This window comes from Gluconobacter oxydans (assembly GCF_006539685.1).
Lineage (GTDB): Bacteria > Pseudomonadota > Alphaproteobacteria > Acetobacterales > Acetobacteraceae > Gluconobacter > Gluconobacter oxydans.
Genome location: NZ_BJNM01000003.1, coordinates 13,667 through 26,145, shown reverse-complemented (window position 1 = coordinate 26,145; position 12,479 = coordinate 13,667). Strand labels below are relative to the sequence as shown.

At 60.2% G+C, this 12,479-nt stretch carries 15 protein-coding genes; 10 read left to right on the top strand and 5 right to left on the bottom strand.

Features of this window, described 5'->3' with window-relative positions; translation table 11 throughout:
* The first annotated feature begins 31 nt into the window (after window positions 1-31).
* Together GOX01_RS02030 and GOX01_RS02025 are read left to right on the top strand one after the other, a co-directional pair.
* On the top strand, window positions 32-772 hold the full coding sequence (locus GOX01_RS02030; protein WP_011253905.1) for a response regulator: 741 nt from the start codon (window positions 32-34) through the stop codon (window positions 770-772).
* Between the two features lie 61 nt (window positions 773-833).
* On the top strand, window positions 834-2,642 hold the full coding sequence (locus GOX01_RS02025) for an ABC-F family ATP-binding cassette domain-containing protein (protein ID WP_011253904.1): 1,809 nt from the start codon (window positions 834-836) through the stop codon (window positions 2,640-2,642).
* A 15-nt stretch (window positions 2,643-2,657) separates the two neighbouring features.
* Here GOX01_RS02025 and GOX01_RS02020 read toward each other — a convergent pair whose 3' ends face one another.
* Window positions 2,658-3,653 (bottom strand): Gfo/Idh/MocA family protein, encoded by a 996-nt coding sequence (locus GOX01_RS02020; protein ID WP_011253903.1) that lies wholly within the window; start codon window positions 3,651-3,653, stop codon window positions 2,658-2,660.
* A gap of 159 nt (window positions 3,654-3,812) precedes the next feature.
* Here GOX01_RS02020 and secD point away from each other — a divergent pair, with 159 nt between their 5' ends.
* Both secD and secF read left to right on the top strand, forming a co-directional pair.
* The gene (secD, locus tag GOX01_RS02015; RefSeq protein WP_011253902.1) at window positions 3,813-5,354 is read left to right on the top strand and encodes a protein translocase subunit SecD; all 1,542 of its coding nucleotides are present in this window, start codon (window positions 3,813-3,815) and stop codon (window positions 5,352-5,354) included.
* 5 nt (window positions 5,355-5,359) lie between these two features.
* Complete coding sequence (secF, locus tag GOX01_RS02010; RefSeq protein WP_011253901.1) at window positions 5,360-6,298, top strand: protein translocase subunit SecF; 939 nt, start codon at window positions 5,360-5,362, stop codon at window positions 6,296-6,298.
* Window positions 6,299-6,334: 36 nt separating this feature from the next.
* Here the strand turns inward: secF and GOX01_RS02005 are convergent, their stop codons facing one another.
* Together GOX01_RS02005 and mscL are read right to left on the bottom strand one after the other, a co-directional pair.
* Window positions 6,335-6,727: a hypothetical protein gene (locus GOX01_RS02005; protein ID WP_011253900.1), complete on the bottom strand. Its 393-nt coding sequence runs from the start codon at window positions 6,725-6,727 to the stop codon at window positions 6,335-6,337.
* Complete coding sequence (gene mscL / locus GOX01_RS02000) at window positions 6,727-7,185, bottom strand: large conductance mechanosensitive channel protein MscL (RefSeq protein WP_024717071.1); 459 nt, start codon at window positions 7,183-7,185, stop codon at window positions 6,727-6,729. The genes GOX01_RS02005 and mscL overlap by 1 nt, the downstream gene beginning before the upstream one ends.
* 190 nt (window positions 7,186-7,375) lie before the next feature.
* On the opposite strand from mscL, the gene rpmE reads away from it, so the two are divergent.
* From rpmE to GOX01_RS01970, 6 genes are all read left to right on the top strand, one after another.
* Window positions 7,376-7,603, top strand: a complete 228-nt coding sequence (rpmE, locus tag GOX01_RS01995; protein ID WP_011253898.1) for a 50S ribosomal protein L31 — start codon at window positions 7,376-7,378, stop codon at window positions 7,601-7,603.
* A gap of 157 nt (window positions 7,604-7,760) precedes the next feature.
* Window positions 7,761-8,219, top strand: coding sequence for an Hsp20 family protein (locus GOX01_RS01990; RefSeq protein WP_011253897.1), 459 nt, complete (start codon window positions 7,761-7,763; stop codon window positions 8,217-8,219).
* A gap of 212 nt (window positions 8,220-8,431) precedes the next feature.
* Complete coding sequence (locus GOX01_RS01985) at window positions 8,432-9,016, top strand: DUF1013 domain-containing protein (protein ID WP_011253896.1); 585 nt, start codon at window positions 8,432-8,434, stop codon at window positions 9,014-9,016.
* Window positions 9,017-9,167: 151 nt separating this feature from the next.
* Complete coding sequence (locus GOX01_RS01980) at window positions 9,168-9,368, top strand: YdcH family protein (protein ID WP_011253895.1); 201 nt, start codon at window positions 9,168-9,170, stop codon at window positions 9,366-9,368.
* A complete protein-coding gene (gene purE, locus GOX01_RS01975) occupies window positions 9,369-9,893 on the top strand; it encodes a 5-(carboxyamino)imidazole ribonucleotide mutase (protein ID WP_024717072.1) in 525 nt (174 codons plus the stop codon). It abuts the gene before it with no gap.
* The gene (locus GOX01_RS01970) at window positions 9,890-11,011 is read left to right on the top strand and encodes a 5-(carboxyamino)imidazole ribonucleotide synthase (RefSeq protein WP_011253893.1); all 1,122 of its coding nucleotides are present in this window, start codon (window positions 9,890-9,892) and stop codon (window positions 11,009-11,011) included. The genes purE and GOX01_RS01970 overlap by 4 nt, the downstream gene beginning before the upstream one ends.
* 4 nt (window positions 11,012-11,015) lie before the next feature.
* Here GOX01_RS01970 and radC read toward each other — a convergent pair whose 3' ends face one another.
* Window positions 11,016-11,666, bottom strand: a complete 651-nt coding sequence (gene radC / locus GOX01_RS01965; protein WP_011253892.1) for a RadC family protein — start codon at window positions 11,664-11,666, stop codon at window positions 11,016-11,018.
* Window positions 11,667-11,772: 106 nt separating this feature from the next.
* On the bottom strand, window positions 11,773-12,462 hold the full coding sequence (locus tag GOX01_RS01960; RefSeq protein ID WP_011253891.1) for a JAB domain-containing protein: 690 nt from the start codon (window positions 12,460-12,462) through the stop codon (window positions 11,773-11,775).
* Window positions 12,463-12,479: the final 17 nt, after the last annotated feature.

Sequence of the window (12,479 nt, the reverse complement as noted above, 5' to 3'; positions counted from 1 at the left end):
AGCAGATATCTTTTCAGGAGGCCATGGACACATGACTGATCTGACACGTCAGGAACTCGTCAAGGCGCTTCCCTATGCCCGCCGCTTTGCCCGCGCCCTAGTTGGTGACCAGAAAACGGGCGATCAGCTTGTGGCCGTGGCCCTGAAGGAGCTGATGGAAAGTCCCTCCGGGAACGATCTCTCCGCACGGCAGGCTCTCTATGGCCTGCTTGTGAGCGCTTTTATGCAGCGTCACGGCAAGGACGCCACCGTTGGCATGCCGCTGCGGCAACGCGCGCTTCTGCTGCTGACCTCCCTGGAAGAGCAGTCCCTTTCGTCCAGTGCGCAGGCGTTGGGCATTACGGATGAAGAGGCGGCGGCCGAACTGAACAAGGCACGCGAAGGCCTTCAGGGCATTGCGCAGACAAGTGTCCTGATCATCGAAGATGAGCCCATCATCGCCATGGATATTCAGGATCTGGTTGAGCGCTGTGGACACAGGATCGCCGGGGTTGCCCATACAGAGGCCGATGCCGTTGCGTTGGCTGCGAAAACGAAGCCCGGACTCATTCTTGCGGACATCAATCTCGGCGGCGGCGGTGACGGCATGCAGGCCGTCGGGCGTATCCTTCGGACCCATGAGGCGCCGGTCATTTTCGTAACCGCCTATCCGGAACGTCTGCTGACAGGTGAGACGCAGGAACCGTCCTTCGTCATCACCAAACCCTTCGAGCCGATGACACTGGCTGTGGCCACCTATCAGGCTGTTACAGGTGGGGTCACGCCCGTCTGAGAGTATGATTCGGTGCGGGGATGGCTTGCGGCGGGCGTCCGGCTGCGACACATAGAGAGCCATGTCGGCACCCATTCTCTCCCTGCAGAACATTACCTACACTCTCGGCGGACGTCCCCTGCTGGATGGCGCGGAACTGGGCGTTTTGCCTGGTGAGCGGATCTGTCTGGTCGGACGCAATGGTTCCGGAAAATCCACGCTGCTGAAGATCGCCTCAGGCGATATCGTGGCGGATTCCGGAATGCGTTTCGTTCAGCCGGGAATCAAGGTTCATTATCTGGCCCAGGAGCCGGATCTTTCCCGTTACGCCACCACCTTCGATTATGCATCCGAAGGGCTTGATGAGACCGAGACCTACCGGGCGCGCTCCATGCTGGCCGAACTCGGGATGACGGGTGAGGAAAGCTGCCAGAACCTTTCAGGAGGCGAAGTGCGCCGCTGCGCCCTCGCCCGCGCTCTTGCGGCGGAGCCGGATCTTCTGCTGCTGGATGAACCGACCAACCATCTGGATCTGCCGTCCATCACATGGCTTGAGAAAGAGCTCTCCGCCTGTCGCTGTGCGATGATCGTCATCAGCCATGACCGACGCCTGCTTGAGACTTTGTCCCGGAGCGTTGTCTGGCTGGAAAATGGCGTGACGCGTCGGCTTGATCAGGGATTTGCACGCTATGAGACCTGGCGTGACGAGGTGCTGGAACAGCAGGAGCGTGATGCACACAAGCTGGATCGCCAGATCGCGCGCGAAGAAGACTGGATGATCTACGGCGTCACAGCGCGGCGTAAACGCAACGTGCGGCGTGTGGGGGAACTGGCGGCACTGCGGGCACAGCGCAAGGAACTTGCTTCACGGGGCAAGGGCACGCTCCGCATGGCAGCCACAGACGCCGAAAGTGCGGGCAAGATCACGATCGCTGCGGAAGGTGTGAACTGGGCCTATGACGATCGCGCCATCGTCCGGGACCTCGATCTGCGGATCCTGCGCGGTGACCGGCTCGGCCTGGTGGGCGCCAACGGTGCGGGTAAGACCACACTTCTGCGTCTGCTGACCGGAAAAATGGAGCCGCAGTCCGGGACCGTGAAGATGGGGCCATCCGTGGCCATGATCACACTGGACCAGCAGCGGGAAAGTCTCGATCCGACCAAGACCCTTGCCGAAACCCTTGCGGGAGGCAGCGGGGATATGGTGCAGGTCGGGGACGAGAAGCGTCACGTGATCGGCTATATGAAAGACTTCCTGTTCCGCCCAGAACAGGCCCGGACGCCGGTGGGAAAACTGTCCGGCGGTGAACGGGGCCGGCTGGCGCTGGCCTGTGCTTTGGCCAAGCCATCCAGCCTCATGGTGTTGGACGAGCCCACCAACGATCTCGACCTTGAGACGCTGGATCTTCTTCAGGACATGCTGGCCGATTATGCGGGCACGGTTCTACTGGTCAGCCATGATCGTGATTTCCTCGACCGGGTTGCAAGTTCGGTTCTGGTATCGGATGGCGGTGGAGACTGGATCGAATATGCCGGGGGCTACTCGGACATGCTGATCCAGCGCGGGGATGTACCGGCAGGGCGTGAGACGTCCTCTTCCGAAGTGGAAGATATCGCTCCAAAATCTGCTTTGAAAACAGATAAGAAGCCAAAAAAGCTCAGCTATAATGACAAGCGGGCGCTGGATCTTCTGCCGCAGAAGATGGCGGAGCTGGAAAAGAAGATCCAGAGTTATCGGGACGTTCTGGCGGATCCGGGTCTGTATGGCCGGGATGCTGCCAAGTTCGAGAAGACGACCCAGCTTCTGGAAGCTGCCGAGCGGGATCTGACCCAGTTGGAAGAGGAGTGGCTTGAGCTGGAAATGAAGAAAGAACTTCTTGAAAACCAATAAGTTAAAGGAATTCTCTCAGTTCTGATCCGAGGTGGGGATCAGGCCGGAAAGTTCCATGATCTGTCGCGATTCCCGGATGCTGTCCGTCACCCGGATGGCGGCATCCAGTGCTCTGATCCCTGCCTGCGCATCGACCAGCACCGGTGCGCCGTGAAGGCACGAAGCAGCAAAGGCTTCATGTTCTACGGCCAGATTGTCGTGGTCTTTCCAGCTTATGGCCTCACGCCGGAAGCCTCCCGTGCCCGGAAGTGGCATGCCGCGCTCACGCCCAATGAAGCTCAGTTTGCGCTCCATGAAATCGGCGGAAAGATATCCATCCTGTGAGAAAAGACGCATACGCCGTTCAGTTTTCAGGGAAATTCGGCTGGCGGTGATAGTGGCCACGCAGCCGTTTTCAAACCGCACCCGGGCGTTGGCGATGTCTTCATGAGCGCTTGAAACAGCGGCTCCCAAGGCATCGATTTCTGCAATCGGGCTATCCACGATTGCCAGAACGAGATCGAGATCATGGATCATGAGATCCAGAATGACCGATACGTCCGTTCCCCGCGGTTTGTAAGGCGCAATGCGGGTGGCTTCGATGTAAAGGGGGGCCTTGATCCGCTCCGTAATGGCCTGATGTTCCGCCGAGTAGCGCAGCAGATGGCCGACCTGAAGGACCTTGCGGGTCTTACGGGCAAGATCGGCAAGGGCATGCGCTTCGTCCAGCGTGGCCGCGATGGGCTTTTCGACCAGAACATGTCGCCCGGCCATCAGGGCCTGACTTGTCAGGGCAAAGTGATACTCGGCTGGTGCAGCGATGATGACGGCATCCACCTGCTCCAGAAGATTTTCATAGCTTGTGGCAATTCCGCAACGAACTTCCCGTGCCACGACCGCCGCGCGGGCCGGATCGGGATCGTAAAGCGCGACAAGCTGTTCGGCCGGGTTTGCGGCAGACTTGAGGGCATGAAACCGTCCGAAATGGCCGGCTCCCACGATGCCGACCCGAAGCTGTAGCGCTGTATTCATGCTGACAGGCTTATCAGGCGCGCTGTTTCCCGGAAAGACAGTGGGGCGTCAAACAGGCAAAAGGTTGCATCGGCATGGCGGAAACGGCATGGTCCCGGCCTGAAAATGATCTGAAAAACGATCTGTCCAAATCCGCCGAGGACGTCTCGACCTGATATGATGTATTACAGCCGGCTCAGACTGCTGGGCGTCGCGGGCATCTGCCTGATTGGCGTGCTCCTGTGTCTGCCCAATTTTCTGCGTTCTCCCTCACCGTCCCTGCCCTGGCGGCAGATCCATCTGGGGCTCGATCTGCGGGGTGGGTCCTACCTTCTCCTTCAGCTCGATCTGAAATCCCTTGAGCATGACCGCCTCCAGTCCCTTCAGGATCAGGCGCGCCAGACGCTTCTGGACCGGTCTCTGGGCTATCGCGATTTTGCGCGCGACGATGCAACGGCCAGCCTGAGCTTCATGCCCCGTTCGGATGCCGAACGTGATGCCGCGCTCAAGGCCATGCAGTCTCTGCCGCCGGTGGTGCCGAACGAGTTCACGACGTCTGAAAAGGATGGACGCATCGTCCTGACGCTTCAGCATGAGGCGATGCTGGCCCGTGCACGCGAAGCCGTGGCACAATCGATCGAAATCGTTCGTCGCCGTATCGACGCTACGGGTGCGATTGATCCGAGCATCGCACGTGAAGGTGACGACCGGATTGTCGTGGAGCTTCCGGGCGTCAGCGATCCGGAGCGGATCAAGAGCCTGCTGGGAACGACCGCCCGTCTGACCTTTCGTCTGCTGGCCCCAAACCCGAGCGTTGCAAGCCCCGGCTCGACAATGCTCGAGGACGAGAGCGTGCATACGCAGGTCGCGGTTCAGGATCATGTCGATGTGGATGGCACGGACCTGACCAATGCGGGTGCCGTGATCGATCAGCAGAGCGGTGGCTGGGCTGTGACGTTCCAGCTCAACAGCGCTGGTGCAACGGCCTTTGCGAACGTCACGCGGGCCAATGTCGGCAAGCGCTTTGCGATCGTGCTGGACAACAAGGTCATCGAGGCTCCGAACATCATCAACCCGATCACGGCTGGAAACGGCCAGATCACGGGTGGTTTCGATGCCCGCAGTGCGTCCGATCTGGCGCTTCTGCTGCGGGCCGGTGCCCTGCCTGCCCCGCTTTCGGTTGTTGAGCAGCGGACGATCGGTCCGAGCCTTGGTGCCGCGTCCATTCATGCGGGTGTCATCAGCCTGCTGACCGGCCTTCTTCTGGTCATTGCATTCATGGTGCTATTTTACGGCCGGTTCGGCCTGTATGCGGATATCGCCCTGTTTGCGAACCTGATCTTGATGGTGGCGATCCTCTCGCTATTCCAGGCGACGCTGACCCTGCCGGGCATGGCGGGTATGCTGCTGACCCTGGGTATGGCTGTCGATGCCAACATCCTGATCAACGAGCGTATCCGTGAGGAAGTAAAGCGTGGTCGTGGTCCGCTTCAGGCCCTGCAGGCCGGCTTCGATCGCGCGACCGGTACCATCATCGACAGTAACGCCACGGCGTTCCTGGCGCATGTCATGCTGTTCGTGTTCGGAACGGGTCCTGTCCGCAACTTCGCCCTGACGATCACCATCGGTATCGTCACGACCCTCTTCACGACCCTCCTGCTGTCACGCCTTCTGGTCGTGCGGTGGTACGCCCTCGCCCGTCCCAAAGAACTTCCGGTCTGATCGTCATGCTGTCACGTCCCCTTTTCCGTTTTGTCCGTGACGATCGGCGCATCAACTTCATGCGCGGCCGTCACATGGGGCTGATCGTTTCGGCGGTCCTCTCCATTGCTTCCGTTATCCTGTTCTTCCAGCCCGGCCTGAAGCTCGGGCTGGATTTCCGCGGTGGCATCATCGTTGAAGCCCAGACCCCCGGCCCTGCCGATTTCGGCAAGCTGCGCGCAGCACTCGACCATGCCGGCATTCATCCGGATGCCGTGCAGGCCTTCGGATCGCCACGTGATGTGCGTATCTCGATCAATGCTCCGGAAGGGGCGGATCGTGAGGCACAGACCCAGAAGCTGGTCGATGGCGTCAAGAGCGCCATTTCGGCTGCCGAGCCCGGGACGCAGGTTCTTCGTGCCGATGCTGTGGGTGCGTCGGTCTCGTCCGAACTGTTTCGCGATGGTCTGTTGGCGCTTGGCTTCAGCCTTGCGATGATCCTGATCTATATCTGGGTCCGCTTCGAGCGCGAGTTTGCCATCAGTGCGGTGGTGACGCTTATTCTCGATCTGACCAAGACGGTCGGCTTCCTGGCCATTACGCGCTTCGAATTCGATCTTGTGATGGTAGCGGCCCTTCTCACGATCCTCGGCTATTCCACCAACGACAAGGTGGTGGTCTATGACCGGATCCGCGAGAACCTGCGCAAGTATCGCACTATGCCGTTGCGGGAACTTCTGGATCTGTCCATCAATGAGACCCTGAACCGCACGCTGGGCACGTCCATGACGGTCTTTCTGGCGGCTCTGCCACTGGCCCTGTTCGGGGGCAGCACGCTGACCGGATTTGCGACGGTCATGCTGTTTGGCATCGTGGTTGGAACGTCTTCGTCGATCTTCATCGCAGCACCCCTTCTGCTCCTGATGGGCGAGAAGCGGCTGCGCAAGGAGGCTGTGGCAGACTGATCAGGTCTGCCACAGACACAAAAAAACCGGCGTCCCTTAGGGGAGCCGGTTTTTTTGTGTCTGCTCTGATGGATTGGCGGGTGTGGGCGGTGTTTTCTGAGGCAGGTCCGCCAGAAGGCTGGAAAGTGCCTGGTCAGCCTGTCGATTGGCTGAAGAGCTTTGCAGCTTCAGGGCATTTACCGTTGCCTGCTGAGCCGCCCTGTCCAGCGCCACCAGCTGTGACAGTCCTTCAGGGCCGATCTGTCCTGTCATGACCGCGCCCCGAGCCATGCCATGGGCGATCAGATAGGCATAAAGCCGCGAATTGGGAGATGGCGGCAGCCCTGTCATTGCAGGGCGTGCCGCGCATCCGGCCAGAAAGCTTCCCATCACAAACAGTGTGACGGCAGAGCGCCAGACTGCGCGACGGGAGGCTTTCGTTTCTGTCATCAGGAGTTTTTCTGCGCCAGAAGGTCGCGGATTTCCGTGAGGAGAACCTCTTCCTTCGTCGGAGCCGGCGGGGCGGCAGGAGCAGCTTCCTGCTTACGGCTCAGCTTGCTGAGGATGCGCGTCAGCCAGAAGATGAAGAAGGCAATGATCAGGAACTGGATCACGGCGTTGAGGAAGACGCCAATGTTGACGGTTACCGCTCCGGCCTTCTGGGCTTCCGCAAGCGTATCCTTGACCGGGCCCTTGAGCGTGATGAACAGGTTCGAGAAATCCACACCGCCCGTGATCAGGCCGATGAACGGGGTCAGGATGTCCTTGACGGCGCTGCCGACGATCGCGCTGAATGCAGCACCGATCACGACACCGACTGCGAGGTCGAGCACGTTGCCGCGCATGATGAACTTCTGGAAATCGCTGACCCAGCCCGGGGTGTGCAGGGTGTGTTTGGTTTCGCTCATATCAAACCTTTTCTTGGTATCCGTGCAGGCACGGTCGCAAGCCTGACAGTCGAGCCCGCATTCATTGCAAGGGATAAACGGACTCATACGATCCAGTAAAGGCCACTTTCATCCGGAAGCGCTTTCCGTTATATGCGCCTGATGATTCGCCCCGGTCGGCATCGGGGCTTTCTTTATGGAGTAGAAATTCATGAGATCCGGCATCCATCCCGACTACCACGAGATCACCGTCATCATGACCGACGGAACCGAATACAAGACCCGTTCGTGCTATGGCGAACCGGGCGCTACGCTGCGTCTTGACGTTGATCCGAAGTCCCATCCGGCCTGGACGGGCGTCCAGCGCATGATGGATACCGGAGGCCAGGTTGCAAAGTTCAACAAGCGCTTTGCTGGCATCGGTACGCGCACGAAGTAATTCGGCGCACCTCCCTGCCGTCTCCTCTTGAAGACGGTCGGGTCGGAACCTATCTGGAAAACCAGCCGCGATGCCGTTCGGGTCGCGGCTGGTTTGACCATAGCATTTTGCCATATCGGGAAATGCGCCAGATGATTCCTGCCTGAAGGAGGTTTCAGTGACCTACGATTTTACACCGCTGTTCCGCAGCGCGATCGGTTTCGACCGACTGGCCACCATGGCTGGCAATGTTGCCAACGCCCAGGCCCTTCCAAGCTATCCTCCCTACAATATCGAAAAAACCGGCGAGACGAACTACGTCCTGACGATGGCCCTTGCGGGTTTCCGCCCTGAAGACGTTGACGTTGTTCAGGAAGACAACACGCTTGTCGTGCGCGGCAGCGTCCCCGAAAACAGCCGTGACCGGGAGTGGCTGCATCGCGGTATTGCCACGCGGGCGTTCGAGCGCCGCTTTGTTCTGGCCGATCATACGGAAATCGACCGTGCGGATCTGGTAAACGGCCTGCTGTCCATCGCCATCCGTCAGCTCGTCCCGGAAGCGGCCAGGCCGCGCCGTATTCCGGTGCGGACTGAAGCCGTGCACGCAGCCCCGGCTGAAACTGTTCAGGCGGCCTGAGCATTTGGAGCGGGAGTGTCGTAAAAGCACTCCCGCTCCGTTTTGGTGCTTGACCGCCGCGGCTTCGGTGCCGCATACCCGTTTGCATTATCGCAGAGCATCCAGCAGGTGCCGCGATCATATCCCGGGCGGGATTGGTTCCTCGCCGGATACGCCCGATCGGTGCCTGCGGAAGCTGGCTCCATCCGTGTCCCAGCAAGGAACGCACCGACATGACCCTGCCTTTGATGCCCAAGGCCACGGCCGTCTGGCTGATCGAGAAAACCGGTCTTACCTTCACCCAGATCGCAGAATTCTGTGGCATGCACCCGCTTGAGGTCCAGGCGATTGCGGATGGTGAAGTTGCCGCCGGGATCAACGGCTATGACCCGATCAAGAATCATCAGCTCGCCGAAGCGGAAATCAAGCGCTGCGAAGCGGACACGAATGCCCGCCTGAAGATCATGCCGACGTCCAGCCCGGTGAAGCGTCGCGCCAAGGGCGCCCGTTATACCCCGGTGGCCAAGCGCAACGACCGTCCGGATGCCATCGCATTCGTCCTGCGCCAGTTCCCCCAGCTTTCCGAAGCGCAGATCGTCAAGCTGCTTGGTACGACCAAGGACACCATCACCAAGGTCCGTGACCGGCAGCACTGGAACAGCGCCAACATCAAGCCGCGTGATCCCGTGATTCTCGGCCTGTGCACCCAGACTGATCTGAATGCCGCCGTCACGGCTGCCAATGACCGTCTGGCCCGCGAAGGCCATGCGCTTCCGGTTGTGGAAGCCTATGTTCCCGACAGCGACAGTCATGCCTGATTGCGGCGTTCGGACCGGCCTGTAAGGTGCTGGTTCGGATGAATGCCTGACGGGCACTGGTCCGGTACCCGTCAGGCATGATACTGCAATGAAAAGAGTGGAAAGAATCAGTCTCTCCACGACGCCTGAACGTTCTCCGGGACCGGATGCCATGATGACTGACGACAATGCCATGCTGAAACGTCTGCACGAACTGCGCAGCGAGCATCGCGACCTTGATACCGTCATCGAGCGTCTCGTCCATCATCCCCTCAACCAGCTCCAGCTTCAGCGCCTCAAAAAGCGCAAGCTCCAGCTCAAAGATGAGATTTCGTGGATCGAGACCCGTCTGATCCCGGATAATATTGCCTGAATGAGCCAGATCCTCTCCGCCGACGAAACCCTTCAGGACGACATGCCGATCCGTGTCGGTGTGATCATGGGAAGCCAGTCCGACTGGGATACCATGCGCCACGCCTGCGAGATCCTCGACGATCTTGGAATTGCCCATGAAAAGCGGATTGTTTCGGCTCACCGCACGCCCGACCGTCTGGTGGAATACGCAAAGACAGCCCGTCAGCGTGGCCTTCATGTGATTATCGCCGGTGCGGGTGGGGCAGCACATCTTCCGGGTATGTGTTCCGCCTGGACAAGCATTCCCGTCCTCGGCGTTCCTGTGCAGAGTCGTGCCCTGAACGGGCAGGACAGTCTGCTCTCCATCGTGCAGATGCCGGGTGGCGTGCCGGTCGGGACGCTGGCGATCGGCAAGGCCGGTGCGATCAATGCCGGTCTGCTCGCCGCGTCGATCCTGTCGGTGAACGACAAACAGGTCATGGCGCGTCTGGATGCCTGGCGGGCGACGCAGACGGCGGCTGTTGCGGATGTGCCGGTCGAATGAAGGCGCAGGTTTTTGCTCCCGGCAGCACGATCGGGATCATTGGTGGCGGACAGCTTGGTCGCATGTCAGCCGTTGCGGCCTCGAAGCTGGGCTTTCATGTCCATGTGCTGAGCACCGAGGCGCCGAGCCCGGCCACGGAAGTCGCGGCATCTGTGACGGTCGGAGCCTATGACGATCCGGCGGCGCTTGAGGATTTTGCCTCCCGTTGTGATGTCGTGACGTTCGAGTTCGAGAATATCAGTGCCGAAGGACTGGCCTTGCTTGAAAAGCACCGGCCGGTGCGGCCTGTGGGTGAAATCCTGCGGATCAGTCAGGACCGGATTGCGGAAAAGACGCGTCTGTCCGAAATTGGCGTCAGTCTCGCCCCCTGGCGGGCCATCAATGGCCCCGAGGATCTGGCAGGGCTTGAGACGCTCGGTTTTCCGCTCATTCTCAAGACGACCCGCTTTGGTTACGACGGCAAGGGACAGTTCCGGGTGACCGATGCCGAGGCCCTCGCAGCCCTGCAGGATCTGCCCTATCCGCTCGTTGCGGAGAAGATGATCGATTTCGAGCGTGAGCTCAGCGTGATGGTGGTCCGTGGTCTGGACGGAACCGTGCGGTGTTTCGATACGGTCGAGAACCGGCACCGCAATGGTATCTTGGATGTGACGCTGGCTCCTGCCCGCGTCATGCCGGACCTTGCGCGTCAGGCGCAGGACATGGCGGCCTGCATTGCCGAGGCGCTGGGTCTGGTCGGGATCATGGGCGTGGAAATGTTCCACGCCGCTGATGGCAGCCTCATGGTGAACGAGATCGCCCCTCGTCCGCATAATTCCGGGCACTGGACCATGGATGCGTGTCTGGTGGATCAGTTCGAGATGCATGTGCGGGCGGTGGCAGGTCTGCCGTTGCCGCCTGCACGTCGGCATTCCGATGCCGTCATGCACAATCTGATTGGCCCCGAAGACATGGCGCGTGTTCCGGCCATTCTTGCAACGGATGGGGCATCGCTGCATCTGTACGGCAAGGCGGAAGCACGTCCGGGGCGGAAGATGGGGCATGTGAACACCATTTTCCCGCGCGGAGCTCTTCCGGGCGAACTGGCGCTTGAAGGGCTTCTGCCGCCGCGCGGCTGAAGCCTCAGAGCAGGTTGCTGCGGCGAAAGCTGGTGTGTCGGCCGTTGCCGATGATGAAGTGGTCCGCAATCGTGACGCCGACCACTTCGAGCGCCGCCTGAACCTGCATGGTCATCTGAAGATCGGCTTCCGAGGGCGTGGGATCGCCGCTGGGGTGGTTGTGGACCAGAACCAGCGCTGTAGCTCCAATTTCCACCGCACGTCTGGCGACTTCCCGTGGGTAGACGGGTGTGTGATTGACTGTGCCTCTGGCCTGTGCCTCATCGGCGATCAGACTGTTCTTTTCGTTGAGAAACAGGATGCGGAACTGCTCGATATTTTCCCGCGCCAAACGGGCCGTGAGGTAGTCGAGCAGTTTCTGTTCGTTGTCGAGCACGTCTTCCGGCGGAAGACGTGCGCGGTTGTAGCGAAGTGCGGCTTCCTGAAGCACACGGATCATGGGGAGCATATGCATGCCCATATCTGATATGCTTTCGAGTTCCCGGTCGGTAGCGGACAGGACGGCGGCCAGAGAGCCGAAACGCGCGAAGAGGTTGTGAGACAGCGCGACGCTGCCCGTTTCACGGCCGGTGAACAGCACGGTCAGGAGATGCAGCAAGGTCGCATCGTCCAGATGTCGCCCTCGTCCCGTCAGCAGGGCAAGCGGCGGTTCCATTTCGGGAAGAGCATCCGTCAGTGCCGTGATCTGTCGCAGATCGGCCGACGACAGGCCTGTCATGCCATCCGAAAATCCGGTTGTTCCAGCGTCCCTGTCGTTCATCTTACAGCAGTCCTTCCTGACGTAAGCTGGAAGGGCGCCCTTCATTCGTGATGAGTACGTCGTGAAGCGTGATGGACAGGGGGCGCATCGCGAAGTCCAGTTGCCGGGCTGATTGTGACAGATCCGCAGGACGTTCCTTAGGACGAATGTGAAAACCAATCAGGGCCGTGGCATGCAGTGCGAGGGCCCTGATGGCGATGGCGCGGTTGCGTTCGGCAAGACTGTCCGCCTCGGGCGCGGCTTCGTCCGCCAGAAGCCGGTTACGGTTATCAAGATAGAGCAGCCGGAACTGTCCCGGGATGCCGCCTTCAAGCGCCTGATCGAGATAGGCCATGAGCTGTTCCCAGTTGCTCAGTGTCGGGCGTTCGCGCTGTTCGGAAGAGGCCAGACGTTCAGCGGCAACGCCAGGGAGACGCAGAACGCGGATGGCATCGTCTTTCAGTCCTGCAGCGCGCAGGGCCTGTGTAGGAGCGCGGAAAACGTCCACCAGACTGCCAAAATGGGCGATCAGTCCTTTGGCGAGTGGTTTCGTGTCCTTGCGCGGAACACCTGCGAAGAGCAGCATTTCGAGGATTTCATAATCGGCGAGTGTGTGAGCGCCATTGGCCAGCACGCGTGCGCGCATTCTGGCGCGGTGTCCCTGAGGTCCTGTGCCGCGTGTCAGATCGATCCGGGGATAGGTGTTGGCCATGACGGTATCTCACTCTA